The organism is uncultured Barnesiella sp. (genome assembly GCF_946496565.1).
GTDB classification, from domain to species: Bacteria; Bacteroidota; Bacteroidia; order Bacteroidales; family Barnesiellaceae; genus Barnesiella; species Barnesiella merdigallinarum.
Map to the genome: position 1 here is coordinate 1 of NZ_CAMMHD010000004.1, position 25547 is coordinate 25547.

Annotated in this window: 24 protein-coding genes; 18 read left to right on the plus strand and 6 right to left on the minus strand. The window is 49.2% G+C overall.

All coding sequences use genetic code 11. The annotated features are described in order from the left end of the window. Nucleotides 1-549: 549 nt before the first annotated feature. Entirely contained in the window at nt 550-810 is a 261-nt protein-coding gene (locus Q1K76_RS03040; protein WP_300130959.1) for a thioredoxin family protein, read from the minus strand. Nucleotides 811-1172: 362 nt separating this feature from the next. Between Q1K76_RS03040 and Q1K76_RS03045 the strand changes: the two genes are divergently transcribed. Continuing rightward, entirely contained in the window at nt 1173-1721 is a 549-nt protein-coding gene (locus Q1K76_RS03045; protein WP_300130961.1) for a tetratricopeptide repeat protein, read from the plus strand. Between the two features lie 110 nt (nt 1722-1831). Here the strand turns inward: Q1K76_RS03045 and Q1K76_RS03050 are convergent, their stop codons facing one another. Both Q1K76_RS03050 and Q1K76_RS03055 read right to left on the minus strand, forming a co-directional pair. Next, complete coding sequence (locus Q1K76_RS03050) at nt 1832-2377, minus strand: nitroreductase family protein (RefSeq protein WP_258328159.1); 546 nt, start codon at nt 2375-2377, stop codon at nt 1832-1834. A 6-nt stretch (nt 2378-2383) separates the two neighbouring features. Then, nucleotides 2384-2992, minus strand: a complete 609-nt coding sequence (locus Q1K76_RS03055) for a riboflavin synthase (RefSeq protein ID WP_087408653.1) — start codon at nt 2990-2992, stop codon at nt 2384-2386. 204 nt (nt 2993-3196) lie between these two features. On the opposite strand from Q1K76_RS03055, the gene Q1K76_RS03060 reads away from it, so the two are divergent. The 4 genes from Q1K76_RS03060 to Q1K76_RS03075 all read left to right on the plus strand — a co-directional run bounded on the left by Q1K76_RS03060 (nt 3197) and on the right by Q1K76_RS03075 (nt 6760). Further along, nucleotides 3197-4786 (plus strand): DUF4435 domain-containing protein, encoded by a 1590-nt coding sequence (locus Q1K76_RS03060; RefSeq protein ID WP_087408652.1) that lies wholly within the window; start codon nt 3197-3199, stop codon nt 4784-4786. Continuing rightward, on the plus strand, nt 4779-5666 hold the full coding sequence (locus tag Q1K76_RS03065) for a 1,4-dihydroxy-2-naphthoate polyprenyltransferase (protein ID WP_087408651.1): 888 nt from the start codon (nt 4779-4781) through the stop codon (nt 5664-5666). Before Q1K76_RS03060 ends, Q1K76_RS03065 begins: the two co-directional genes overlap by 8 nt. Beyond that, a complete protein-coding gene (locus tag Q1K76_RS03070) occupies nt 5663-6199 on the plus strand; it encodes a hypothetical protein (RefSeq protein ID WP_258328160.1) in 537 nt (178 codons plus the stop codon). Before Q1K76_RS03065 ends, Q1K76_RS03070 begins: the two co-directional genes overlap by 4 nt. 135 nt (nt 6200-6334) lie before the next feature. Beyond that, nucleotides 6335-6760 carry an Hsp20/alpha crystallin family protein gene (locus tag Q1K76_RS03075; protein ID WP_087408649.1) on the plus strand — a complete coding sequence of 142 codons (426 nt, stop codon included), beginning with the start codon at nt 6335-6337 and terminating at the stop codon, nt 6758-6760. Between the two features lie 123 nt (nt 6761-6883). Here the strand turns inward: Q1K76_RS03075 and Q1K76_RS03080 are convergent, their stop codons facing one another. Then, nucleotides 6884-8002 (minus strand): glycosyltransferase, encoded by a 1119-nt coding sequence (locus tag Q1K76_RS03080; RefSeq protein ID WP_300130967.1) that lies wholly within the window; start codon nt 8000-8002, stop codon nt 6884-6886. Between the two features lie 338 nt (nt 8003-8340). Between Q1K76_RS03080 and Q1K76_RS03085 the strand changes: the two genes are divergently transcribed. The 13 genes from Q1K76_RS03085 to Q1K76_RS03145 all read left to right on the plus strand — a co-directional run bounded on the left by Q1K76_RS03085 (nt 8341) and on the right by Q1K76_RS03145 (nt 23406). Continuing rightward, a complete protein-coding gene (locus Q1K76_RS03085; protein ID WP_087408648.1) occupies nt 8341-9138 on the plus strand; it encodes a polysaccharide biosynthesis/export family protein in 798 nt (265 codons plus the stop codon). Between the two features lie 18 nt (nt 9139-9156). After that, on the plus strand, nt 9157-11499 hold the full coding sequence (locus tag Q1K76_RS03090; RefSeq protein ID WP_300130969.1) for a polysaccharide biosynthesis tyrosine autokinase: 2343 nt from the start codon (nt 9157-9159) through the stop codon (nt 11497-11499). Between the two features lie 3 nt (nt 11500-11502). Next, nucleotides 11503-12741 (plus strand): hypothetical protein, encoded by a 1239-nt coding sequence (locus tag Q1K76_RS03095; RefSeq protein WP_300130971.1) that lies wholly within the window; start codon nt 11503-11505, stop codon nt 12739-12741. Next, nucleotides 12738-14165 (plus strand): lipopolysaccharide biosynthesis protein, encoded by a 1428-nt coding sequence (locus Q1K76_RS03100; protein WP_087408645.1) that lies wholly within the window; start codon nt 12738-12740, stop codon nt 14163-14165. Before Q1K76_RS03095 ends, Q1K76_RS03100 begins: the two co-directional genes overlap by 4 nt. Before the next feature lie 65 nt (nt 14166-14230). Next, complete coding sequence (locus Q1K76_RS03105) at nt 14231-15343, plus strand: glycosyltransferase family 4 protein (RefSeq protein ID WP_300130975.1); 1113 nt, start codon at nt 14231-14233, stop codon at nt 15341-15343. A 1-nt stretch (nt 15344) separates the two neighbouring features. Beyond that, complete coding sequence (locus tag Q1K76_RS03110) at nt 15345-16319, plus strand: acyltransferase family protein (protein ID WP_300130978.1); 975 nt, start codon at nt 15345-15347, stop codon at nt 16317-16319. A gap of 14 nt (nt 16320-16333) precedes the next feature. Continuing rightward, complete coding sequence (locus Q1K76_RS03115) at nt 16334-17548, plus strand: glycosyltransferase (protein ID WP_300130981.1); 1215 nt, start codon at nt 16334-16336, stop codon at nt 17546-17548. Nucleotides 17549-17603: 55 nt separating this feature from the next. Then, nucleotides 17604-18671 carry a radical SAM protein gene (locus Q1K76_RS03120; protein WP_087408669.1) on the plus strand — a complete coding sequence of 356 codons (1068 nt, stop codon included), beginning with the start codon at nt 17604-17606 and terminating at the stop codon, nt 18669-18671. Between the two features lie 22 nt (nt 18672-18693). Then, on the plus strand, nt 18694-19779 hold the full coding sequence (locus tag Q1K76_RS03125; RefSeq protein WP_300130984.1) for a glycosyltransferase family 4 protein: 1086 nt from the start codon (nt 18694-18696) through the stop codon (nt 19777-19779). A gap of 120 nt (nt 19780-19899) precedes the next feature. Then, complete coding sequence (locus Q1K76_RS03130; RefSeq protein ID WP_258328170.1) at nt 19900-20535, plus strand: DUF4136 domain-containing protein; 636 nt, start codon at nt 19900-19902, stop codon at nt 20533-20535. Between the two features lie 45 nt (nt 20536-20580). After that, on the plus strand, nt 20581-21210 hold the full coding sequence (locus Q1K76_RS03135) for an outer membrane beta-barrel protein (RefSeq protein ID WP_300130986.1): 630 nt from the start codon (nt 20581-20583) through the stop codon (nt 21208-21210). A 193-nt stretch (nt 21211-21403) separates the two neighbouring features. Then, nucleotides 21404-22963 carry a capsule assembly Wzi family protein gene (locus Q1K76_RS03140; protein WP_300130988.1) on the plus strand — a complete coding sequence of 520 codons (1560 nt, stop codon included), beginning with the start codon at nt 21404-21406 and terminating at the stop codon, nt 22961-22963. Beyond that, nucleotides 22960-23406, plus strand: a complete 447-nt coding sequence (locus Q1K76_RS03145) for a lipocalin-like domain-containing protein (RefSeq protein ID WP_087408637.1) — start codon at nt 22960-22962, stop codon at nt 23404-23406. Before Q1K76_RS03140 ends, Q1K76_RS03145 begins: the two co-directional genes overlap by 4 nt. Before the next feature lie 14 nt (nt 23407-23420). Here Q1K76_RS03145 and Q1K76_RS03150 read toward each other — a convergent pair whose 3' ends face one another. Together Q1K76_RS03150 and Q1K76_RS03155 are read right to left on the minus strand one after the other, a co-directional pair. After that, nucleotides 23421-23990 carry a hypothetical protein gene (locus Q1K76_RS03150; protein ID WP_300130990.1) on the minus strand — a complete coding sequence of 190 codons (570 nt, stop codon included), beginning with the start codon at nt 23988-23990 and terminating at the stop codon, nt 23421-23423. Then, entirely contained in the window at nt 23990-25444 is a 1455-nt protein-coding gene (locus tag Q1K76_RS03155; protein ID WP_087408635.1) for a DUF3078 domain-containing protein, read from the minus strand. The genes Q1K76_RS03150 and Q1K76_RS03155 overlap by 1 nt, the downstream gene beginning before the upstream one ends. Nucleotides 25445-25547 lie beyond the last annotated feature (103 nt).

The following is a 25547-nucleotide window of genomic DNA, read 5'->3' on the forward strand; positions in this document are numbered from 1 at the left end:
CTGATGTCCGAAAGCTGAAAAATGACTGCGAGGCCCGGGGAAAAAGAACTCGCCGAGCTTGCTCCACACCGTTATTCCACAGGCTTTACTGCTCCGGGCCCTTCGACTGATTCGCTCCGGCTCAAACATCTTTTTCCCTTGTTCGTCCCTCTCCGTCATTTTTCCCACCGCTTTCTCCCATAGGCCGGACTGGGCTGCGAGCTTCGGTCATGCCGCACTTGGATGCGGCATCTAGTCACACCGACAAGATTACCCGTAAGATTCACTTTCCTGGACCCCGCATCGGGTGCGGGGTGACACGGTGCGCATCGAGTGCGAGGTGACACCCTTAGTCATACCGCACCCCGACGCGGAATCCAGAAATATCCGGGGAAGAGTCACTGTTGCTATTCCTCTTAGGTCATGAACTGGACCCCGTATCGTTGTGCGGGGTGACACGACCATAAGCAAAGGGATGACTTCTAAAAACAAGCCGCATCGAGTATTTCCTACGTCAATAGAGTGCAGGATTGACCTCGATACGGCAGTTATATGGGTGTGGGAGATCGTTTATGCCTCCAGCGCTTTTTTGAAGATGGCTTCGACTTCGTTGGGGTAGATACCGCCTTCGTGTACTTTTTTGTCGCCGATGTAGAAAGTGGGCACATAGTAGTAGTCGTATTGGTCGGCGATGTCGGGATGCTCGGTCTCTTCGATCGTTTCGATAACGATGTCTTTGTATTCAGGCCGTTTTTTCAGTTCGTCGATGTAACTGAAAGCCCGTTTGCAGAAGGGACAGAGCGTTTGATAGAAAAGTTTTATCGGTTTCATATTATACAAGGATTAGGGTTTCGTGAGCAAATATACAATATAATTTTTCTGTTTATAGTTGTGTTTGTCTCTTATTACGTTTGATAGTCTCTTTTTATTTGGTTGGCAGTCGTAGTTTACAGTCTGGTGAAGTTGCTGGATATGTGTTTTTCTTTTGTTTACAGAGGGGGTAGAGAAAAGTTCTTTATCTCGATGACCTTGTTTTTTAACTTTTTTACTATATTTGTTTACAAATGAAATCTATACATGATTGAAAAACATAAAAGACGATGTACAGAAAAATAGTTTTTGCTCTCCTGTTCATGCCTTTATGAGTATGGGGTGTTGTACCTACGGTAGTTAACGATACAACCTCCGAGGCGTTGTATCGCTTAGGATTAGAGTATTTGACCGGCAACGATTCGTTGGGTATCTACATGAATGAAGAGAAGGGAGTCGAATTGATACGCCAAGCTGCCGAGCGAGGAAATGCTCCGGCTCAGTTCAGATTAGCTCTTTGTTTTGAAGAAGGACAGGGAATCTCACAAGATTATGGGCAGGCCGTTTATTGGTATCGTCAGGCTGCTGAGCAGGGAAATGCTTGGGCTCAGCACAATTTAGCTGTTTGTTATGCTGAAGGAGAAGGCGTGTCACAAGATTATGGGCAGGCCGTTTATTGGTATCGTCAGGCCGCCGAGCAGGGAGATGCTCGGGCTCAACACAATTTGGCTGTTTGTTATGCTGAAGGACAAGGGGTTTCACAAGATTATGGGCAGGCTATTTATTGGTGGCGGAAGGCCGCCGAGCAAGGCGATGCTGAGGCTCAATACAGTTTGGGCATTTGCTATGAGGAGGGATTAGGTGTTAATCAGGACAGCAAACAGGCCGAGTATTGGAAGAATCTGGCTATTCAAAACGGATATCAGCCATGATAGCTCGTCTCGATTGTCTATGATAAAGAGTGTAACGAATAAATAAAATAGACAGACACAGCCGGGTAGGATAGTCCTGCCCGGCTGTGTCTATACTATGGAGTGAGGTCTCAGTATTTATTATACGAAATCACCTCGCTGGCGGGTTTGCGTTTCTTCTCGCGCAGGGGTTGGGTAGAGTATCCCAGCACGATGTCGAGCAGGACCCGTTTTTTGTCGGGGATGTGGAGCAGACGGCGGACAGCTTTTTCGTCGAACCAGCCGAGGATGCAGCTGCCCAGCCCTTCGGCGGTGGCGGCGAGGGTGATGTGGGCGGCGGCAATACCGATGTCGAGCAGCGGGAATTGCTTGTCTTTGATGATACCGCCGATGCCGGCCGTGAAGTTGGGTCGCTCTTCGACCACAAGTATGTGCACGGGGGCCTGTTTGGTGAAGTGGTTCATCCCCAGCAGACGGCTGGCCACGGCGTCGGCTACCTGGTTGCGCAGCTCGGGCTCGTCGACCACGATGAAGTGCCACGGCTGGGCGTTGCAGGCCGAAGGGGCCAGGCGGGCAGCCTCGACGATGCGGGCTACCTTTTCGGGCTCTACCGGACGGTTGGGGTCGTACTGCCGGTCGCTCTGCCGGTGGGCAATGAGTTCATAAATATCGGTCATGGCAGTTTATGCTTTTTCGAAGTGCATGATGCGGCTGATGTATTTGCCGATGATGTCGAACTCGAGGTTGACGATGCTGCCGACTTCGATTTGGTGGAAGTTGGTGTGCTCGTAGGTGTAGGGGATGATGGCCACCTGGAAGCTGTTATCCTGCGAGTTGCATACGGTGAGGCTCACGCCGTTGACCGTTACCGAGCCCTTCTCGACGGTCATGTAGCCCTTGGCGGCCATCTTGGGGTCGAGGTCGTAGACGAAGGTGTAGTAGCGGCTGCCGTCGACCAGGTCGATTCGTTCGCAACGGGCTGTCTGGTCTACGTGGCCCTGCACGATGTGGCCGTCGAGGCGGCCGTTCATGAGCATGCTGCGCTCGAGGTTCACCTTGTCGCCTACCTTGAGCGAGCCCAGATTGGTGCGGTCGAGAGTCTCCTGTATGGCGGTGACGGTGTAGCAGTCGCCGTCGATGTCGACCACGGTGAGGCATACGCCGTTGTGTGCGACGCTTTGGTCTATCTTCAATTCGTGCGTGAACGAACTCTTGAGCGTGAGGTGCAGATTGCCGTTATCGTGTTTGAGGGCTACGATGGGAGCGGCTTCTTCGACAATTCCTGAAAACATAGTTTTGATGAGTTAGCGGTTAAAAATCGTATTCAACGATACGGAGAGGCAGAGGCTGCGGAACTATATTTTCCCCGGTTTGCCCGTGCCGAACCGTATCCTACGGTTTTACAAATGTAGAAAAATAGTTCGGTATCTTGTATGGATTATTCCCGAAAATAGTTATTTTTGAGAAAGGATTTCTGTAACATTAAAACGTGTACCATGGAAATATCGCTCCCGAAAAAAAACAATGGTTTGCCGGGCGATAAATTGTCGTCGCGAACCGTAACCGTGATTGGTGCCAATGGTGCGGGCAAGAGCCGTTTCGGTTTGGAAATAGCCCGCCAGAGCAAGGAGCACGCCTTTTGGCTTTCGGCACAGAAGGCACTGTGCCTTATGCCGCCGCACGAGGTGTGGCCCGGCTCTATCGAGGCGCAGTACAAGGAGGCTATCGATCGTTCGCACTACGTCTCGAAAGAGACTCCTACCGAGTTTGACCAGTTGCTTTTCTTGTTGCTGAGCGAGGAGTTTCGCAATCTGTTCAGCTACAAGTTCGAGGTACAGAAAGGGGGGCATGTGGAGTTGCCCCGTACCCGTCTGGACCGGGTGCAGAAGTTGTGGGAACGCATATTCCCCAAGAACAAGATGCTGCGGGCCGAAGGCAAGCTGCTGATTCAGAGCGAGGACTCCGAACCCTTCAACCCGTTGCGCCTGAGTTCGGGCGAAAAGGCGGTGCTTTACTACATCGCGGGGGTGCTCTATGCTATGCCCGATGCCGTGATTCTGGTCGAGGACCCCGAATTTTATCTGCATCACTCCATCTTGAAATCGTTGTGGGATTCCATCGAGAGCCTGCGCAAGGACTGTACCTTTGTCTATTTGACGCACGACATCGACTTTGCCGCGTCGCGGGTCGAGAGCACTTGTATCTGGGTGCGGTCGTTCGATGCCGAGCACATGACCTGGGACTACGAGTTTATCAACGACAGCGACTCTTTCCCCGAGGGCATGTATCTCGATATATTGGGCAGCCGCAAACCGGTGCTTTTTATTGAGGGGGCAGCTACGGGCAGTATCGATGTGAAGCTCTATCCCTATATTTTCCCCGAGTATATCGTGAAGCCGTTGGGCGGTTGCAACAAGGTAATCGAGGCTACACGAGCCTTTGCCGACTTGAAGGAGATACACCACCTCGAATCGCGAGGTATCGTCGACCGCGACCGGCGCACCGAGCGCGAGGTCGAGTATCTGCGCAGCCGTCACATCTATGTGCCCGAGGTGGCCGAGGTGGAGAATCTGCTGATGCTCGAGGGGGTAATCAAGGCTGTGGCCCGGCGCATGAAGCGCAATGCCAACAAGGTGTTCGAGATTGTGAAGAACAACGTCATTCAGCTCTTTGCGCAGGAGATCGAGTCGCAGGCATTGCTGCATACGCGGCACCGCATACGGCGCAATCTGGAGTACAAGATAGACCGTCGGTTCAACGACATAGCTTCGTTTGAAGACCACATCGACCACCTGACCGACGATACCGACGTGCGAGGCTTGTATAACAACATTTGCAATCAATTTCGTACCTTTGTCAAAAATCGGGATTACCGGTCGGTGCTGAAGGTCTATAACCAGAAGTCGATGGTCACCAACAGCAACGTGTGCAACCTGTGCGGCTTGGCCAATAAAGACAAGTATCTGCGGATAATCCTCACGATACTGCGCGACAATCACCCCGAAGCCGAGACGATACGCAGCTCGATACGGGCCTGTTTCAAAATAGACGATCAAGAAGAGAAAGAAGAAAAGAATAATGAATAAGAGTTGGATTTCGGCGGCTCGTCCCCGCACCCTGCCGGCCTCGGCGAGTCCGGTGATAGCCGCTTCGGCCTATGCCTTTTACGACGGATCCTTCCGTTGGGCCCCGGCACTCCTTTGCCTGTTGTTTGCCCTGTTGGCGCAGATTGCCTCCAACATGGCCAACGACTATTTCGATTACGTGAAGGGCAGCGATACGGCCCAGCGGGTAGGCCCTCGCCGGGCTGTAGCCTCGGGCGACATTTCGCCGCGAGCCATGCTCGTGGGCACGTTCCTGGTGTTGGGGTTGGCTTGTCTGGTGGGGCTGGGGCTTGTCTTTTTTGCCGGGTGGTGGCTGATACCCGTGGGTATTGTTATCGCACTCTTTGCACTGGCCTATACGGCAGGGCCCTATCCGTTGGCCTATCACGGGCTGGGCGACCTCACGGTCTTCCTCTTTTTCGGATTGATAGCCGTCAACTTCACCTACTACGTGCAGGCGTTGCATTTCGATATGGCGGTCTTTCTCCTCTCCATTGCCATGGGGTTGCTATCGATCAATATCCTGTTGGTGAACAACTACCGCGACATGGAGGAGGATGCAGCTGCCAACAAGCGCACGACGGTGGTCCTTTTCGGCCGTCCCTTTGCCCGCGGGTGGTACCTGGTCAACGGCTTTGTGGCCGTGGGGCTGGTGTTGCCGTCGCTGCTCCCCTTGGCTCCCTATTACGAAGGGTTGGTTCCCGTGGTGCTGTACCTGATTTTACATGTGACGACTTGGGTAGAGATGGGGCGTCGCCGTGGCGTTGCCTTGAATCCACTATTGGGTGGAACGGCTCGTAATCTGTTGATATTTACGCTATTGATTTCGCTAGTATGGATTTGTAAAAGCGTGTGGTTATGAAGAAGATGCTCCTTCTCGCCTTCGTGGTGGGACTGTCGGTACTGCCCATGTGGGGGCAGTCGTCGGGCATCATGCCTCGCAAGAGAGCTGTGCCCAAAATCTCGACGAGACAGATGGACAAGCCGGCGGTCGACACCGACCCGAGTCCCATTGTACGGGAGGGGAAGGACGATAACGACTCGACGCTTTATGGCGCGTTGCGCTTTTCGCCGCTGGCGGTCGACATGCTGGCCTTCGACAAGCGCATGAGCGATACGCGCGAGAGCTTTCTGCTGCGCAACAATACGCCGTTCAGGCTCTCGCGGGTCGTGCTCCAACTCTTCTACCGCGACCCCGGTGGTCAGATGATCGACTATCGCACCCAGACGGTCGATTGCGACCTTTTGCCCGGGACCACGCGCAAGTGCGAAATCGACAGTTTCGACCGTTCGCGCAACTATTACCATGTCGACTCTCCTCCGACTCGCGTCTCGGGTCGGCCCTTTGTCGTTACCTATAAGGTACTGCGTTACGATATAGTGGTGGAGCCGTAACGCTTTTTGAGCTTTTCTCGTCAACTTTAACGCCCTCTATCCAAGCCAAAGGGCGGGCCTCTTTGTTGTAAGGGAGAACGACGCGACAAACTGTCCGTCGACTTAACGTATAAACTTATTTAGGAGGTAAAGATTATGACACCTGCAAAGCATCAACAAAACTGGCTCCCCGGTATTTTCAACGATTTTTTCGGCAACGAGTGGATTGCCAAGACCAACAGTGCCGCCCCGGCTATCAACATTGTAGAGACCGAGAAGGCCTATGAGGTAGAGATTGCGGCTCCCGGTATTACCAAAGACGATTTTGAAATTACGGTCGATAAAGACAATCATCTGGTAATCACGGTCGAGCGTAAACAAGAGGAAGACGAGAAGAGTAAGAAGGGGCGCTATCTGCGCAGGGAGTTCTCTTATTCTCAATTTCAACAGACCCTCATCTTGCCCGATAATGTCGATACCGATGCCATCGAGGCTTGCCAGAACAACGGCGTGTTGACGGTGAAGATTCCCAAAAAGAGCGCCCCTGCCGTATCGGAGAAGAAGAAAATCGCGGTTAAATAGCCGCCGCTTGGTACGAAGGTACAAAGTTCAGATAATCGAGGAGGTCGTGCCCCGCTTGAGCGGCATGGCCTCTTCGTTTTTTTATACCCTGATTTTTGCCGGGCCCCGATGAGGTATGACTGGTTATCGCCAAGTGAAATTCTTTTTCCGGGAGGCTGAACCTATGATGTTGAAATAGAGGTTTACCCACGGTTGCAAAAACGAGAAGAGGGGCAGGGCAAACGTGTAGCAAGGGGCGTGCAATACTCGGGAGGCACGCCGGTATACCACCGCTTTGATGACAAAAATCGACACCGCGGGCAACAGGGCGATGATGGCTAAGAGCCAGTTGTTCAGGAGCCCCCAGGCCAACAGCAGGATAAACAGGATGTTGAAGGCATAGTCGAACACCTTGCCCAACCCGAATACCGCTTTGGCTGCCGTATGCAGGTATTTCGAGGTGAAGTCGTATTGCAGTTTCAGTTCTTTCCAGGCCCCGTAGTTATCGTGATAGGAGGCTGCCATTTGAGAAGAGGGTGAGAGTTCTACCCGGGTGTTTTCTCGGGTAGCTATCTCATTGATAAATAGGTCGTCGTCGCCATAGTGCAGATGCAAGTGCTTTGAGAAACCCTTGTTCTTGAAGAAGAGCTCTTTGCGATAGGCCAAATTGGAACTCTCGCCCATGTAGGGACGCCCGATGAGGGCAAACGAGAGGTAACGCAGTGTAAAGAGCAATTTGTCGTAGATGTAGTAGCCGAAATCGTGGGGGGCTTTCTCTTTCGATTGCATGGAGGTGTAGCCCAGCACAATGTCGGTGCCCGGTACAAAATTGCGGGCGATGGCGGCCAACCATTGGCTGTCGGGCGGGCAGCAGTTGGCATTGGTGAATACGACGATGTCGTATTGGGCTGCTTTCACTCCGAGCGTGAGAGCTAGTTTTTTGTGGCTCAGGTTGCGCGACCCTTCGGGTACATAGGTGTGGTATAAGTTGTCGTATTGAGTCTGCAGAGCGGTGAGGATGTCTTTCGAGTCGTCGGTCGAGTCGTCGTTGACCACGATAACTTCGAATTGCGGATAATCCTGGTTCAGGATACGGGGCATGAACTGGATAAGGTTCTCGGCATCGTTCTGGGCATAGACGATGACCGATAGGGGCGGGCGTTCGGAAGAATATGAGATTTTACCCTTTTCGCTCTTTTTGTAAAAACGGAACGGGCGATCGAACAGGTAGAATTGATACACTATTTCGATAATCCAAATCAAAGCAAATATCCCGACTCCATATATTTCGGGGAGGGAGAGATTCCAAGAAAAGTTCAAGTCCATAACGTATATCAAAAAGTGTTACAAACGTACATAAACTTTTTCAAACAAGGAGCCTTATGGCCCGTTTAAATCATTTGTAGGAAAAGCGATTGAATTTTTGAAAAGACGGTTAAGATTTTGATAGTAAGAATCTTTTCGAAGATTAAAGAAAATAGGGTAAAAAACTGTTATGAAAACTGTCAAAAGATAAGAGGGGCGATATAATAAACGAGGGGGGTACATCGTTATAAATTAGAATTATTTTCTGGAAATTCCGGGAAGAAAAAAATAGTGTAATGAAAATAAACCGGTTAAGTATTTTTGCCCTTTTGTTGGTGCTCACGTCGTGTGCTACCAATAAGACGACTTATTTTGAAAATTTGGATGCAGAGCAGGTAAGCGGCCAGGTCGATGTAGGTAATTACGAGTTGCGTATTGCCCCCGACGATATGCTTTCTATTACCGTTTCGTCGGTTGTACCCGATGCTGCTGCACCTTACAATTTGCCTGCAGTCTCTTATTCTGAGCCTGGAAAAGAGGAACTTACGATTGTTCCCAATCTGCAGGTGTATACCGTAAGCCGTGATGGTGATATTTATTTCCCGATTGTAGGGCGTATTCACGCTGCCGGAATGACTCGTAACGAGTTGGCCAAATATATCGAAGACAAGATTCGTCCCGAGTTGGAAGATCCCTTTGTGCTGGTACAGTTTATGAACTTCAAAGTCGTTGTATTGGGCGAGGTGAAGAATCCGGGACAAATACCGGTGCAAACCGAACGGGTGTCGGTTCTCGATGCCATTGGTGCAGCCGGTGACCTGACTATCTATGGCGAGCGCAAGAATGTACTCCTGATACGCGAAGAGAATGGTAAGCGCATATTCCATCGTTTCGACTTGACCGACAAGTCGTTGTTCGAGTCGCCCTATTTCTATTTGAAGCAAAACGATGTAGTCTATGTCATGCCCAACCGGGCCCAGCGCAACAACTCGGATTATAACCAGTTGGCTTCGTATCGAATCTCGGTAGCCGGTACGGTAGTGAGTGCAATTTCGGTATTGGCTTCGTTGGCCATAGCGCTGTTCATTAAATAAAAAGAAAATATCCCGTTTATGGAAGAAAATTATACCTCCGAAAGAAGAAACGATAGTGTCGATGTCGTAGCCTTGTGGCGTGCGATTTGCAGGAAATGGTACCTCTTTGTCGGTTCTGTAGTGGTGTGCGTGGCCTTGGTCGCATGCTATCTAAAGATAGCCAAGCCACAATACGAAGTGTTGGCCGATATTCTGGTCAATGAAGATGAGAAAAAAGGGAGTAGTGGTAGTTTGTCGTCTTTGATGTCTGGGGTATCGGGCGGTGGTTTCTCTCTGGATGGTATGATAGGCGGAGGTTCGGTAAACGATGAGATTCTGGTGATTTCGTCTCATACCATCATTCGCGAAATGGTGCAGCGCTTGGAGTTGAACAAGGTATATACGAGCAAGAAGAATTTTTTCAGCAAGACCGAGTATTATGGCAATTCGCCTATTACGGTCGATGTACCCGAGTCGATGTTGGATACTCTGGTCTCCGGATTTGTTGTGAAAGTGCAGACCGACAAGTCGAGTGATAAGATCAAGGTGGTGCTGAAGCGGGGATTCTTTGAAACTTTGGCAGAGGCCGAAGCTACCTCGTTCCCGGTAAAAGTCGATTATGGAGAGGGGATAGTCATTGATAAGACTCCCTATTATACACCTGGGAAAAAGTTGGACTTTGTGGCTCATGTCAATGGGTACGATGTGCAGGCTGAGCTTTTATCGAAACGTCTTGAAATTGATTTGTCGGATAAAAAAGCCAATGGCATCTCTTTGAAAATCGAAGATTCGAATCGACGTAGAGGACAAGACATACTCGACACTCTCATTGAGTGTTATAACGAGGATGCCGTGCTGAATAAAAACCTGAAAGCAGAAAACATGCTGGCCTTTATCGATGATCGTTTGATAACGGTCGAGAACGAGTTGCATGAGGCCGAGCGGGTTATCGAACAGTATAAACGGGAAAACGACCTCTCGGATATTAACTCTGAGGCCAAAATTATTCTTGAGGCCAACAGCCAGTATCGCAAACTGTTGCTCGAGGCCGAGACGCAATACTCGATTATCTCGATGGTAGATAGTTTCTTGAATAGGCCCGAAAACAAATATTCGTTGGTGCCGGTTACAACCGGTCTTCCCGATAAGGGTGCTGCCGAGGCTATCAACGAGTATAACAAGTTGTTGCTGGAGCGGATGCGTCTGTTGCGTACGGCCAAGGACTCGAACTTGTCGTTGCTTACGCTTACGGCTCAGATTGATGCCATGCGTGAGAATATCTTGAACACGGTATCTAAGGCCAAGGAGAGCTCGGATATAGCTCGTGCCGATTTGAAGAAGCAGGAAGCCGAGTTTAAGAATAGACTTCGTGGATTCCCTGAGCAGGAGAGAGCCTACCTGGATATCAAGCGGAATCAGATGATTAAAAACGAACTGTATACCTTCTTGATGAAACGACGTGAGGAGAATGCCATGACCTTGGCTTCGACCTCGCCCAAATGTCGTATTGTCAATGCGGCGTACAGTAAAAGCAAACCGGTATCACCCCAGTCGTTGCTGTTGCTGGCGATTGCCTTTGGCGTGGGTCTGGTACTACCAGTCATTTATCTTTATGGAAAGAGTATTTTCAACGTCAAGTTTGCTACCCGCAACGACCTGCGCCGTTTGACCAATCTGCCTGTGGCTGGCGAGATAGGGCACAATTTGTCGACCGATTATGTAGTGATGAAGGGTCACAGCAATTCGCCGGTAGCCGAGATGTTCCGTTTGTTGCGCTCCAACTTGCAGTTCATCTTGCCCGGAAATGAAAAGCGGGTACTGTTGGTAACTTCGTCCGAGCCGGGTGAGGGTAAATCGTTTGTCAGCCTCAACCTGGCCTATGCGATTGCCATGACCGGCAAGCGTACGGTCTTGGTCGACCTGGATTTGCGCAGCCCTCAAATTGCCAATTATCTGGGACTGTCATCGGCTTCCGGTTTGATCAATTATTTGGTAGCCAAAAATGGTGCGGATGAGAGTTCGTTGATTCATTCGCAAACCGAGTCGCTCGATGTCATTACGGCCGGACCTGTTCCGCCCAATCCTTCGGAGTTGCTGCTGTCGTCCAAGTTGGACCGTCTGATGAACGATCTGCGGGAACGCTACGACTATGTCATTATCGATACGGCTCCGGTTGAGCGCGTTTCCGATACCTTCTCGTTGACTCGCTTTGCCGATGCTACACTCTACGTTTGCCGGGCAAACCATACACCCAAGAACAGCGTATTCAATGCGATGGATTTTGCCGCAGAAGGTTCGTTGAAAAATGTCATATTTGTACTGAACGACACGGAAGTAAAACACACATACGGATATTCGGAGAAACATACGAGAAGAGGATAAGCCATGGTTTCCTTGAATAAAATATTCTTTGGGCTATTCTTCTTGATGCTCATTGCAGGAGTTTATACCTATCAAATGTTATGGTTCCAAAGCTCCGATGAACTCATTACACTCTTGTTGGCTCTCCTGTGCATGTTGGATTTGTTGGCCAATAAGAATCACCAGCGGTATAAAGGTCTGTTTTTGGTTGTGGGTATAATGTTTTTTTATGTATTGTATTCCCTGTTTTTTGTGCATTACAATACACCTAAGGCAATCATGTACGACTTCTTTATCCAGCTCAAGCCCTTTATTGCTTTTTATGCCGCCTATTCCATGGGTGTGCGGTTCGATGCTTCCCAGAAGCAATTCCTTAAACGATTGTGTGTCTTTCTGAGTGTCTTGATGCTGACGATTATTCTTGCAGGGGCTGGAAAGAAGATCTTTTTCCATGTGGCTTATTATGGTATTATCAGTACGGTTTTATTTTTGATATACTATTACTGTTCCTATCAAAGGCTTACCAAGAGAGATAAGATTGTGATGATGCTTATGCTGGCTGTGGGATTCTTCAGCACCCGTTCCAAATTTTATGGTTTCTTTGTGGTAGCCATGTATATCGTCTTTTGGTATAAACCGGGAATCCTGTCCCGGGTAAAACTGAAACAATGGATTATGATGGCAGTCGTGCTGTGTGCTGTATTGTATGTAGCTTGGGGAAAGATAAATTATTACTTTATCTCTTCCGGACTTTTCTCGGGAGTAGCCAATATGGACGATTCTTTTGCGCGGGCTGTTTTGTATGTGCGAGCACCACAGGTTTTGGCCGATCATTTTTTCTTGGGATCGGGTTTGGCCTCCTATGCGACCTTTTCGTCGGGTGACGTAGGGTATTCTTTGTTGTATAAAGAGTATAATATAGATGAAGTTTGGGGGTTGCTCGAAGGGGATTGTCCTTTTGTCTCTGATACTTTTTTCCCCGAATTGGCCCAATTTGGAATCGTAGGTATTTTTATATTCTTTTATTTTTGGGTATGGGTGTATAAAAAAATAAAAATTTCAGTTGTAGACTCAGATGCCATAGCGCTCTATAAAGGAGGACTGCTGATTATGACGTTCTTATTTATAGAATCGATTGCCGGTAGTGCTTTTTTGCAGGGATCGGGCATTGTCGTAATGATTCTGCTTGGTTTCATGGCGAGAGATGCGGTGGTTATTAAAGAGCACTACGAGTGTTCTGCCAAGCGAATAGGAGAAGTATGAATAGGGCTACGAAGTTTATACATGATATTTTTATTTATGCTATAGGGAATTTAGGCTCTAAGCTTATCACTTTCCTATTGGTCCCGCTGTATACTTATTTTATCTCGCCAGATGATTTTGGATATTACGACATAGTGCTTACGCTCACATTTTTGGCGATGGGGATTATTACCTTCCAATTGCGGGATGGTACATTTAGATTCTTGTTGGACAATGAAGATGAATATACCCGTAGAGGGGTTGTTTCATTTTCGTATAAATTGTTAAGCCAATCATCTTTGGCGGTTTTGTTGGTTGGCATTATCTTTTCTTTTTTTTATGAGATACGCGATTGGGGATGGATTATCGCTTTTGTTATTACACTTTCGCTATATGAAGTTCAGATCCAAATCGTACGAGGCCTTGGACGGAACAAGCAGTTTGTTTTTGCGGGGATTCTTACCGCTTTTCAGATAGGTTTATACAGCCTGATTTTTGTAGCTTGGTTGAAGATGGGTATTGGCGGAATATTCTGTTCCAATATATTGGCACGCTTGGTTTCGATGGTGGTTATCGAATTTCAGACTCGGGTATTTAAACGCTATTTTGTAGTCAGTTTCAAAGATAAGGCTTTGAATCGGGCTCTTTTGAAGTATTCATTACCATTGCTCCCTAATGCCATTTGCTGGTGGCTGTTGGGTAGTTCCAGTCGATTGTTTATAGAGCATTATTTAGGGTTGGAAGCCAATGGTATTTTTGCAGTAGGGATGAAGTTTTCTACGATACTCGAGACGTTTTCGGTAATTGTATATCAAGCTTGGCAGGAGACGGCAATCAAACAATACGAAGCTCCCGATCGAGAGGTTTTTTTCTCTCGAATATTTAATGCGTATAGTGTAATCCTTACGGTGTTGGTTTTGATATTGGTCTTTGTATTGAAGCTTAACTATTCGTGGTTAGTTGATGTCCGTTATCAGGAGAGTCTGCAATATCTTTATCCGATGTTTATTTCGGTTTTCTGTTTTGCTTTGGCTGCATTTTACGATTTGGGCTATCAGTGTTCTAAACGAACGGTCAGAAATCTTCCCGGGGTTGTTGTAACTACCGTTTTGAATTTGATAATGAATTATTTGTTTATACGTATCATGAGTATCTGGGGAATAATTCTCTCTTCGATATTGTCATATCTGTTTATGTTGGGATTCAGAATGGTCGATACGTGGAAGTTTTTCCCGGTAAGAATCTCTTTGGAAATTATTTATCCTGTCTTGTTTTTGGTCGGAGGAGCTGCGTTTTTTTATTGGGTCGATTCGGCTGTATGGCAAATATTTTATGTGATAACAGTAATTATACTCAGTTATTATATCCAGCCTAAAAGTATCAGGCAAGAAGTAAATGAGAAGTTGAAGAGTGTCGTAAAGAAAAAAATGGGAAGTTCGGAATGAATTGACTCAACAAGTTTGTGCCGGGCTTTATATCCATTATCTTTGTATTCAGAAATACGAACTATATGAATATTATCGTCATCAATCCTATACTTTTCACTCCGGAAAAAGAGGTTGTTCCTTTTGTCCAAACAATTAAAGAGACGATGATATATGACCTTTGCATGGCCTATCTTCGTTTGGGGCATTCGGTTACATTGCTTGCTGCTGCTGATTTCAAGCCTGCAAAAGAAGAAGCCTATGATTTTGAAGTGGTCTTTTTGAAGTCGATCTGGAAACGGGTTTTCAAACCCGGATTATTGCCTTTTATGCCAGGGGTGTGGAGCTATTTGCGCAAGCGGCGCCACGAGGTCGATATGGTACTGACGAGCGAGACGTTCTCAATCCCGTCGTTTCTGTCAGCTCTTATCGTACCCTCTAAGACTGTTGTATGGCAAGAGCTTGGGGCTCATAATCGCAAGATGAAAATGTTGCCGTCACGTATTTGGTACAACGTGATAGCCCGTTGCTTTATGCGTAAGGTTTGGGTGATACCTCGGTCGTATGTGTCTCAGCGATTTATAAGTAAGTATATGCCTCGAGTGGGTAGTCCCATAGGCCATGGTATTGTGGTAAAACAGAACTCTATTTCAACGCTTAAGAAAAATCAGTTGCTTACGGTTGGCCGTCTTTTTTGGGAGAAAAATATAATATCTGTAATTCGTAAGGCTGCCGCTTTTTTTTCGAAATATCCACAATACAACGACTATGTGTTGTATGTGGCCGGAGATGGAGGGCTGAGAGACGAGTATCAAGAACAGATAAGGAAGTTAGGCCGTGAACAGCAGATTATTTTGTTGGGGAAATTGCCTCATGAGGAACTTTTCCGTTATTATCGGGAGTCGAAAGCTTCGCTGTTTGACTCATTGCGAGAGCTCAATATGTTGGCTCTTATGGAGTCGGTCGCTATGTCGACCCCGGTAGTGACCAATCGAGTACCTTTCGATAGTGAGGTGGTCGAGAAAGAGCAGTTGGGAATTGCTCGAGATGATTGGGATGAGGACGATATAGCTCGAGTGATAGAGGAGAACGATCGATTTGTAGCAAACTGTAAGAAGTATGCGAAATCGATTACGGTCGATGCTGTGGCGCAGCGTATTATCGATTCTTTTGAACAAGCCTCGAAAGAGAATATCTGATATGGAAAAGACTCGGGATATTGCATTTGACATAGCCAAAGGGATAGGCATTATCCTGGTGGTTGTCGGTCACTATATTCCGGCCGGAGCTCCGAAATGGTATGTCGATTTTATAGATTTTATCTACTATTTCCACATGCCGCTTTTCTTTATCATAGCCGGTTATTTTTACGATCGCTCTACCCGTCGGACAGACTATCTGCCGTTTGTGTGGAGCAAGTTCCAGCGCCTGATGATTCCCTATTTTATTCTCTCGTGGGCTATTGTGGGAACCAAGGTGGGCATAGGCCGTGTGATGCCGGTAGACCATCCGGTGACACTCGATGCGCTGTATCGTGTGTTCTATTTGCCCGAGGCCGGTTATTTCCTGTGGTTCGTGTATGTGCTGTTTCTCACGTTTTGCCTTGCACCTCTCTTCAAGAAAGGCGTAAGGCTCATTATCCTCTCGATAATGGCGTTGGGGTTGTTCTTTTGGGACACGGCGCCACAGAGCTTTTGTATCAGGCAGTTGTGCTCTCATTTGGCCTTCTTCGTGTGGGGCATGTGGGTGGCTCGGTCGGGAGGTTTACAGCTGGCGATGAGGCGGTATCCGCTGTTATGGGGAGTGATTACGATAAGTTTTTCGTTCGCTTATGGCCACGTGCAGTCCGGGGTGCTGGCTACACTCCTTTTATTATCGTTGGGTATTACCGGCAGCTTTATGGTACTTTCGGTTTCGGTCTGGCTTTCTCGTCTGTCAGGACCAGTGTCTCTGTGGCTGAGTCAGGTAGGGGTGATGTCGATGACTATTTACCTTTTTCACACCTGGATTATGGGGGGCGGAAAAGCGATTTTAACACATATATTGTCGGGTGGAAATACAATAGAGTTTGTGCTCTCTGCGTTATTTATAATAGGAGCGGGAATTGTTGGTCCCATTTGTCTCTACAAGTGGGTGTGGACAAAAAACAAGTTTACCGCTCGGATATTTAAATAACCTGAACGCCGCCCATGAATCAAAAGCTACGCATCCTGTTGGTGAATAAGTTTTACTATCCGAGAGGGGGAGATTGCATCAGCATGATCAACCTCGAGGCTTTGTTGCGTCGTATGGGTTATGAGGTTGCTGTCTATGCGATGGCTTATCCGAAAAATTTATCCAGTGATACGGCCCGTTATTTTGCTACCGAAGTCTCCTTCTCGGGTGGGCTGCTGGAGAAATTGAAAGCGGCCAATCGGCTTTTTGGTACGGGCGATATTATACGCTCGTTTCAACGAATCCTCGACGATTTCCGTCCCAACATTGTTCACTTCCATAACATTCACTCCTATCTTTCGCCCATTGTGGTCAAGTTGGCTCACGAGATGGGGTGTCGTGTGGTGTGGACTCTGCACGACTATAAACTGTTGTGCCCCTCGTACAACTGTTTGTGCCACGGCAAAGTTTGTGAAGCTTGCTTTACCGATCTGACTCAAGTGTTGCGACGCAAGTGTATGAAGGGTAGTGCCGTGGCCAGTGCTTTGGCCTATGGCGAAGCGTTGTGGTGGAATCGGCGGAAGTTGCAGCGCTGGGTCGATGCTTTTGTTTGCCCCAGTGCATTTATGGCCCAAAAGATGAGGGCTTGCGGGTATGACTATACCAAACTGGCTGTCATTAACAACTTTCTCGAAAAGGAGAAGTTCGACGTTTTGTCTCAGCCCGAGAAGCCGGAACCGGTTGCTGAGCCGTACTATTGCTATGTGGGGCGCCTCTCCGAAGAGAAGGGTATCCGCCTGCTGCTCGATGCGGCACAGAATTTGCCTTATCCGTTATATGTAGCAGGTGATGGACCTTTGGCTGAAGAATTACGTAGAGCGTATGCTTCGGAGAGAATACATTTCTTGGGCTATCTTTCTCCTCAAGAGGTCGTGCATTTAGTTCGTCAAGCTCGAGCGATGGTAGTCCCGTCGGTTTGTTACGAAAACAACCCATTGAGTATTATCGAGTCGCTGTGCATGGGTACCCCTGTTATTGGTTCGGAAGTGGGCGGTATCCCCGAGTTGATACGCGAGGGCGATGGCACCCTGTTTCGCATGGGCGACAAGGAGGAACTTGAGGAGGCAATCGAGGCTCGCATGTCGGTTGCCGATACCGATCGGCAGGCAATTTCGAAGCGGGCCAGGGCTCGATTTTCGGAAGAGCGTTACTGGCAAGAACTGAAAAAAGTGTATGGAATAGAAGGGTAAATATAAATTTGAAAGACTGGGAAAAAGATTTATCTTTGCACGATATTTGAAAAAAATGAAGATTTCTGCACCTACCGATATAAGCATTATTACCACCTATCGCTGCCCCATGCAGTGCAAGATGTGTAATATCTGGAAGAATCCCACCGATCCCCGGCAAGAAATTCGTCCCGAGGAGTTGGAGGTTTTGCCTCGAGTCAAGTTTATTAACATTACGGGTGGCGAGCCTTTTGTTCGGGAAGATTTGGATAAGATTGTAGAGGTAGCGTTTCGCAAAGCTCCCCGGGTAGTGATTTCTACGTCGGGGTGGTTCGAGAACCGCGTAATCGAGTTGGCCAAGAAGTTCCCCAAAATTGGCATTCGTATCAGCATCGAGGGACTGTCGCAAAAAAACGACGAGTTGCGCGGGCGTCCCGGCGGTTTCGATAAGGGACTTCGTACCCTCTTGAAGTTGAGAGAGATGGGCGTGAAGGATATAGGTTTCGGCATTACGGTATCGAACAACAACTCCGAAGACATGCTTTCGCTCTATCACCTCTCCAAAGCGCTCGATATGGAGTTTGCCACAGCAGCTTTCCATAACTCGTATTATTTCCATAAAGACGACAACGTCATCACCAATCGCGATACGGTGTGTGCCAACTTTGCCCAACTCATCGAGATGCAGATGCGGGAGAAACACCCCAAATCGTGGGCCCGAGCCTTCTTCAACATGGGGCTCATCAACTACATCGAGGGCAACCGTCGTTTGCTGCCCTGTGAGGCCGGTCTGATGAATTGCTTTATCGACCCGTATGGCGAGGTCTATCCCTGCAACGGACTGGAGTCGAAATATTGGAAAGAGGGCATGGGCAACATCCGGAAGGCCGGCTCGTTCGACGAAATCTGGAACAGCGAGCAGGCACAGCATGTGCGCGAACTGGTACGGCGGTGCCCCAAGAATTGCTGGATGGTCGGTACCGTTTCGCCGGTGATGAAAAAGCTCTCTTACGTGCGTCACCCCATGGGGTGGATACTCAAGAATAAAATGCGTTCGCTGCTGGGCAAACCGGTCTGCATCGACAAGAAGTGGTACGATGTGGGTCAGGATCCCCGACAGGGAAACCTCAATAGGCCCGAATAGGGCAGAAAGGATAGTCGTGGCGATGAAGATAGTCGTGGCCGGTACGCGTGGAATCCCCGATATTCAGGGCGGGGTGGAGACCCATTGCGAGGAGCTGTATCCCCGCTTGGCTGCCATGGGCCACGACGTGACGGTAGTACGTCGTTCGTGCTACGTGACTCCGCAAAACAAAATCACTACGTATAAAGGCGTTCGCCTGAAAGACACCTATGCACCCCGCAAGAAGAGTATCGAGGCCATTGTCCATACATTCCTGGCTATTCTCTATGCCCGCCGGGTGCATGCCGACGTGCTGCATATCCACGCCATCGGGCCGTCGTTGCTGGTCCCCTTTGCCCGGTTGCTGGGACTGAAGGTGGTGATGACTCACCATGGTCCCGACTATGACCGGCAGAAGTGGAACCGGGTGGCCAAGGCTGTGCTGCGGTTGGGCGAACGTATGGGTGTCAAGTATGCCAACGAGGTGATTGTCATCTCGACCGTCATCGACAATATTCTGCGCGAGAAGTACCATCGCTGCAATGCTCACCTGATTTACAACGGGGTGAATACTCCTGCCATAGCCACGACGACCGACTATATAGCCTCGTTGGGGCTGGAGTCCCATAAATATGTATTGGCCGTAGGGCGGTTTGTCGAGGAGAAGGGGTTCGACCTGCTCATCCGGGCATTCGACCAGATACCTCACGAGGGGTACAAACTGGTGATTGCGGGTGATGCCGACCACGAAGACCACTATTCGACCACGCTGAAACAGCTGGCTCGGGAGCGGGGGGTGGTGCTTACCGGCTTTATTCGGGGAGCCAAGCTGAACGAACTCTTTTCGCAAGCCCGCCTCTTTGTGTTGCCTTCGTTTCACGAGGGGTTGCCCATCGTACTGCTCGAGGCTTTGAGCTATCACCTGCCGGTGCTGGTCAGCGATATTCCCGCCAACCGCCTCTCCTGTCTCCCGGCCGACGATTTTTTCGCAACGGGCGATATTCGCTCGCTTGCCGAAGCGCTTGCCCGCAAGTTGGCACAGACCGATACCCGTTGCCAATACGACCTCACTCCGTATAACTGGGACTACATAGCTACCCAGGTCGATGCCGTGTATCATCGGCTGTGAATCTTCAACCGAAAAAGACAATGCTATCCTACTAAAAAGTCGGCCCGATTTCGAACCATATCGGGCCTGTTTTGTTTTTGAGGTATAACATATCACAAAACAATCAAAAACAGAACGATTATGAAAAAACTAATCCCGATTCTTTTTGTCGTGGCAGCCATTACTGCTTGTCAGAAAGAGCCCAGCCTCTCCAAGCTGGATGACGATTATGTGGTGTTTACCGATTATGACAAATCGGCCAGCTTCGGCGACTATCTTACCTACTACATGCCCGATAGTGTGCTGCTGATTACCGATAGCGAAAAAGCCACCTACTGGACCAACGACGAGGCCAACTATATTCTCGAGACCTTTGCCGAGAATATGGCAGCCCGAGGCTTTATGCTGGTCGACTCCAAGGAGGAGGCCGACCTGGGTCTGCAGGTCAGCTACATCGAGGATGTGCACTATTTTGTCAACTATCCCAGTCCCAACTGGTGGTGGGGATACCCCGGCTATTGGGGTCCCGGCTACTGGGGGCCCTACTGGAGCAGTTGGTATTATCCCTATCCGGTAGTATACAGTTATAGCGTGAACTCCTTCCTGGCCGAGCTGGTCGACCTGACCGACCAGACCACGACAAGCAAGCGGTTGCCGGTGCTGTGGGATACCTATATGGCCGGTTTGCAGAGCAGCTCTCCCCGGGTGAACCAGACTTTGGTTATCCGAGCCATCGATCAGGCTTTCAACCAGTCGCCCTATTTGACCAATCAATAACGTGACTACCCATTTTGTATATCCAATAAAAACAGAAATCGAATTATGAAAACTATTAAACACATATCGTTATGGGTGGTAGCTGCTGCTTTTATGGTGGTTGTGCCGACCCGTGGAAACGCGCAAACCGTTTCGAAAACCTATTTCAATGTCGATTGGCAATTCAATGCCCCGATGGGAAACAGCTATGCCGATAAGGCGAGCGGATGGGGTATGAACTTCGAGGGTGGATATTACGTGATGCCCCACATGGCCATCGGTGCTTATATCGCCTACCATACCAACAACAAGTATATCGACCGGCAGACACTGGCCTTGAGCTCCAGTTCGGCACTGACAACCGACCAACAGCACTCGCTGTTTCAACTGCCTTTCGGTCTTTTGGCCAAATATCGCTTCACGACCAGCGGCATGTTCGAGCCCTATATGACGGTAAAGATGGGTGCCAATTACAGCCGCATGTCGTCCTACATGCAGGCCTGGGAGCTCTATCACGATACCTGGGGATTTGCCGTCTCGCCCGAGATAGGTATCAGTATCTTTCCCAGTCCCAACTATCGGTATGGACTGCACCTGGCCATGTATTACAACTATGCCACCAACAAGAGCAAGGTGCTGACCTACGAAATCGACGGACGCAGCAATCTGGGTTTCCGCGTAGGTATCTCGTTCTAATCGGTTAACATTATATCCTCTGTGAATCGATCGGGGGAGGGGGTGCATCGGCATGCACTTTCTCTCCCGATTTTGTTAAATAAAGCGTAGCCGATTGCCCCATAACGATATATATATTACTTTTGTGCCGGTCGGAGGAGGGGCTGTCTCCTCTCCGTCGTTACCGTAACAACAGTATTTAGAAAATTTATTCATGATGTATCGTCGTTTTTGGGGCGTACTGCTCACTGCGCTTATGTGGATGGTGGGAGGTTCGTTTCACACTTTTGCTCAATATTCGATGGACTACGCGGTGTCGATGGTCGGTAATGCCGGTAGTGGCACCTTTGCTCCCTATTTTTTGTCGGCTAACAAGCATGGTTTGGTAACTCACAGTAAGAGCGGTTATTTGCGAGCCGCCTTGTCGCGCGACATCGATATGAGCAAGCGCTTCTCCTATGAGTTCGGTGTCGATTTGGTAGGGATGCTTTCGTCTACTTCGCCGGTGGCCTATTACGATGTAAATCAGGGTCTCTTGGAACGTCGTCCCCGGGTCTCCTCGTTCCGCATTCAACAACTGTATGCCGGCATCAAATATCGCAAGATTTTCATCTCGGCCGGGAATCGCGAGTTGACCGACCCGGTTGTCAACTTCGAGTTGAGTTCCGGCGGTTTGGTCTGGTCGGGCAATGCCCGTCCTATTCCTCAGGTGCGGGCCGGCTTTATCGACTTTGTCGACATCCCCTATACGAAAGGGTGGGTACAGATCAAAGGTGACATCGCCTATGGTAAATTCATGGACAGCGATTATGCCCGGGAGCATTACAACTATTACAACTGGTATATCACTACCGGAGCCTTGTATCACCACAAGTCGATTTCGTTCCGTACCAATCCCGACAAACCTTTTGTGGTGACTATCGGTGCCGAGTTGGCTGCCCAGTTCGGAGGGACTCGTCGCTATTATGACAAGGGGGTACTGATTGACTCGCTTACGATGAAAAGCCCCACGCGACTGAAAGATTTCCTGCAGGTTCTGGTTCCGACCTCGGGTGACGGCAGTACCAATCAGGGCGATCAGGCCTATTACTATGGCAACCACGTGGGGCAGTGGAACCTGTCGGCACAGTATACCTTTAAGGACAAATCGTCTATCCGGGGATATTTCGAATGGTATTACGACGATGCTTCGGGCATGGGCAAGCTCAACGGCTGGGATGGCTTGTGGGGTATCGAGTACAAGAGCGGTCGTGAGAACTGGCTCTCCGACGTGGTGGTCGAGTATGTCGACTTTACCAATCAGGGCGGCCCCTTGAACTGGTGCCCGACCGATTATGCAAGTCCGGTATTGACGACCGAAGCAACAGGCTATGACGACTATTACAACAATTACTTCTATAATGGTTGGACTCATTACGGGCAGTCCAACGGTACCCCGATGGCCAAATCGACCTTGTATAATACCGATGGTTATCTGAAGTATAAGTTTAATCGTATGCGTGGGGTACACGTAGGGGCCATGGGATATATTACCCCCGAGTGGCGATACAAAGTGTTGGCTTCGTACCGGACTTCGTGGGGGTCGTTGCAGCTCCCGCTGGCCGATACCCAGCACGATTTGTCGGGATTGCTCGAGTGTCATTACACGCCTGCGAAACTCGCGGGGTGGAGTTTCTCGTTGTCGCTGGCCGGCGACAAGGGCAAGCTGTATGGCGACAACTGGGGTGTTGCTATTGGAATCAAGAAGAGTGGAATTTTAACGATTGGGAAATGAAAGGAATAATAGATATAGTACGCCGCGTTTTATTGGGCGTTTTATTGGTTGTAGCCGTCACTTCGTGTACGCAGAACGATGGATATATAGGTCCTATTTTTGGCAAGTGGCAGCTCACCGAGATGTGGGAGGGGCAAACGATGACTCCTCACGACAGCATTTACTATAATTTTCAGACAGATATTATAATGTTACAACTCGTCCATCGAAATGGAATAGAGAATACAACCGAAAATTTTTATGGAAATTATGTACAAGAGAATGGCGAGTTACGCTTTAGTATTGTAGAGCCTTCGTGGTTCCCTGCCGTATTCCCGCCTGTATTCAATTTGAAGCCGATGGGCATCGACAATGTGAATGTGTTTCACATCGAGACGTTGAACTCGTCGAAGATGGTGCTCACGCGAGGCGAAGACGAGCGCTTTGTCTTCCGCAAATTCTGATTGTAATTGTTTTTTTACAGATAGCGGATTTCCCGGTTTTCGGTATCGTCGGGGAGTTGTTGGGGATAGATTTTGACAAAACCCGAACGTGGGTCGAAAAGGTCGCCCAGGTTTTTGGTCTTGTTGCCCCAAAAGACGATACCGTTCAGATCGGTTGTCAGACGGGCCGAATAACGCTTGGGCTTGATGAGAATCGAGCCTGTCAGCCGGTGCTTGTAGAGCCATACGAAGCAGGTGTTAGCTTCCACGCCGCGAGTCAAATATCCCACGACTGTACCCATGGGTGTCTCGGTTCGGACCGACGACTCCAATTTGACAATGCGATGGGTGAAGATTTCGGAAAATCTCACATCCTTGAAACGCTCGATCGATACTCGCTCTCCGGTCTCGGTCATCAGCCATATACCTTCCCAATTATCGATAGGGGCCGTATCGAAGTAGTGTCGGGCACTGGCCTCGCTGTACCCTTCGAGAATGAAGCTGCGATAGGGCGGTTTGTCGTCGTAGCGGCACTCTTCGTCGGCTATCGACGAGGAGCTCAGGAGAAATCCCGCACACACCAGAAGCCAGGCCGCCGCTTTCATCAGAACTTGTAGTTAAATCCGAAACTGAGTAACTCTTTCAACTGGAAGTGCCCCAAGTCTTTGTTCAAGGCCAACGCATCGTCGTAGCGCAGGTGCACAAACAGTCGCGTCGAGAAGAAGCGGTTGAGTATGAAGTCGAACGTATTTTCCCAGTCGCCCTGCACATGGTCGTAGCTGGTAAAGTAGAAGAGGCGGCAGGTCCACACCATGTTGTGGTAGAACTCCCACTTGATGCGACCCTCGAACGACGAACCGTATTGGTTCATGCTCTTGCCCGATTTGATGCCGAAGCTACTGGGGTCCATATCGTTGTCGATGATGAACTGCAGGTTGTAGGAGAGGGGCGAGAGCGATATCGACGTCTCGAACTGTTTCTTGTCGTTCTTGTACTGGTACGACATACCTAAACCGATATTCAACTCGGCCGGCGACAGGAAGGCGGCCACCTTGTCGTTGGTGTTGGCCGTATAGCTCGAGAGGAACTGGGTCTTGAAGTTGAGGGTGGCCGTGTAGTACCATTTGTTGTAAGCCTTGAGACCGAATTTCGAGTTAATCTGGAACAGGTCCTCGCTCACACGCACCGAGCGCAGCGTGTCTTCGGGGGCGCTGTTGATATTCAAACGCCATTGCACCAGGTTCTCGAACAGGATGCGCTGCTCTTTGGGGTCGTTGTATTTGATGGAGAACTGTTGGTCGCTCAGCAGGTTCACGTTGCTGGTTCCGCCCTGATACCAGTTCTCCGATACATAGACCTGCGAGAACTGTATGGCCGACTGGAAGTTGACGACCCAGCGTTTCAGCTTTATCTTCTCCTTGCCCACATCGTTTTTGATGATAAGCGGTTTCTCCTTAATCGAGAGTACATGTTTCACCGGGTCGTTTTCGATGATGTATTGCTTGGGAACCTCGGGCAGATTGTCGAGGTTGTAGTGAATCATCTTCGGATAGTTGACAATCACATAGTTCTGTGCCATTTCGCGAGTCTTCTCCCGCTCAATCTCCCGTTGCAGCCACTGGTCGTTTACGGTGAGCGAACGGGGCTTGAAGGGGTTGTTGTCAGCCTCCGGCAGATGTTGCAGCGGGGTCGACATCTGTTCCTTGAATACGATGGGAAGGAACAGCGGGTTCACCGGAATTTCGTTCGAACCCTGTGCCGCCTTTATGCTGTCGGCATATTCGAGCATTCGCAGCATCTTGATGACCGGCAACATCTGTTCGGTCGTGTCGGTCTCCATCAACGAGAGCAGCCTCTTGTCGGCCTCTTGCTGGTATTGTATCGAGTCAAAGGGAGTAACCTGTGCAGGCCGTGCTGCCAGGCTGTCGGCTACAAGGGTGGTATCGGCCGGCAAGGGCTGAGCGGCACTGGCCGTACTGTCGGCGGGAGCTACGGTTGTGGCCGATAAACCGGTTACAGAAAGAATACCGATAAGAAGTGTGGTCATTCGTGAACCCATAGAGTCGTATATATTTTGTCGTTTGTAAATCCATGTCTCGGAGCATGAAACCCCGGCAGGACATTTTCCTCTTGTTAAATTATTTTACAAAGATAGCAAAAGG

What these genes read in the sequence shown, in the direction of transcription:
- Q1K76_RS03040 (WP_300130959.1), bottom strand. Translation starts at nt 810, where the DNA reads ATGAAACCGATAAAACTTTTCTATCAAACGCTCTGTCCCTTCTGCAAA.
- Q1K76_RS03050 (WP_258328159.1), bottom strand. Translation starts at nt 2,377, where the DNA reads ATGACCGATATTTATGAACTCATTGCCCACCGGCAGAGCGACCGGCAG.
- Q1K76_RS03055 (WP_087408653.1), bottom strand. Translation starts at nt 2,992, where the DNA reads ATGTTTTCAGGAATTGTCGAAGAAGCCGCTCCCATCGTAGCCCTCAAA.
- Q1K76_RS03060 (WP_087408652.1), top strand. Translation starts at nt 3,197, where the DNA reads ATGGAAATATCGCTCCCGAAAAAAAACAATGGTTTGCCGGGCGATAAA.
- Q1K76_RS03065 (WP_087408651.1), top strand. Translation starts at nt 4,779, where the DNA reads ATGAATAAGAGTTGGATTTCGGCGGCTCGTCCCCGCACCCTGCCGGCC.
- Q1K76_RS03070 (WP_258328160.1), top strand. Translation starts at nt 5,663, where the DNA reads ATGAAGAAGATGCTCCTTCTCGCCTTCGTGGTGGGACTGTCGGTACTG.
- Q1K76_RS03075 (WP_087408649.1), top strand. Translation starts at nt 6,335, where the DNA reads ATGACACCTGCAAAGCATCAACAAAACTGGCTCCCCGGTATTTTCAAC.
- Q1K76_RS03085 (WP_087408648.1), top strand. Translation starts at nt 8,341, where the DNA reads ATGAAAATAAACCGGTTAAGTATTTTTGCCCTTTTGTTGGTGCTCACG.
- Q1K76_RS03090 (WP_300130969.1), top strand. Translation starts at nt 9,157, where the DNA reads ATGGAAGAAAATTATACCTCCGAAAGAAGAAACGATAGTGTCGATGTC.
- Q1K76_RS03095 (WP_300130971.1), top strand. Translation starts at nt 11,503, where the DNA reads ATGGTTTCCTTGAATAAAATATTCTTTGGGCTATTCTTCTTGATGCTC.
- Q1K76_RS03100 (WP_087408645.1), top strand. Translation starts at nt 12,738, where the DNA reads ATGAATAGGGCTACGAAGTTTATACATGATATTTTTATTTATGCTATA.
- Q1K76_RS03105 (WP_300130975.1), top strand. Translation starts at nt 14,231, where the DNA reads ATGAATATTATCGTCATCAATCCTATACTTTTCACTCCGGAAAAAGAG.
- Q1K76_RS03110 (WP_300130978.1), top strand. Translation starts at nt 15,345, where the DNA reads ATGGAAAAGACTCGGGATATTGCATTTGACATAGCCAAAGGGATAGGC.
- Q1K76_RS03115 (WP_300130981.1), top strand. Translation starts at nt 16,334, where the DNA reads ATGAATCAAAAGCTACGCATCCTGTTGGTGAATAAGTTTTACTATCCG.
- Q1K76_RS03120 (WP_087408669.1), top strand. Translation starts at nt 17,604, where the DNA reads ATGAAGATTTCTGCACCTACCGATATAAGCATTATTACCACCTATCGC.
- Q1K76_RS03125 (WP_300130984.1), top strand. Translation starts at nt 18,694, where the DNA reads ATGAAGATAGTCGTGGCCGGTACGCGTGGAATCCCCGATATTCAGGGC.
- Q1K76_RS03130 (WP_258328170.1), top strand. Translation starts at nt 19,900, where the DNA reads ATGAAAAAACTAATCCCGATTCTTTTTGTCGTGGCAGCCATTACTGCT.
- Q1K76_RS03135 (WP_300130986.1), top strand. Translation starts at nt 20,581, where the DNA reads ATGAAAACTATTAAACACATATCGTTATGGGTGGTAGCTGCTGCTTTT.
- Q1K76_RS03140 (WP_300130988.1), top strand. Translation starts at nt 21,404, where the DNA reads ATGATGTATCGTCGTTTTTGGGGCGTACTGCTCACTGCGCTTATGTGG.
- Q1K76_RS03145 (WP_087408637.1), top strand. Translation starts at nt 22,960, where the DNA reads ATGAAAGGAATAATAGATATAGTACGCCGCGTTTTATTGGGCGTTTTA.
- Q1K76_RS03150 (WP_300130990.1), bottom strand. Translation starts at nt 23,990, where the DNA reads ATGAAAGCGGCGGCCTGGCTTCTGGTGTGTGCGGGATTTCTCCTGAGC.
- Q1K76_RS03155 (WP_087408635.1), bottom strand. Translation starts at nt 25,444, where the DNA reads ATGGGTTCACGAATGACCACACTTCTTATCGGTATTCTTTCTGTAACC.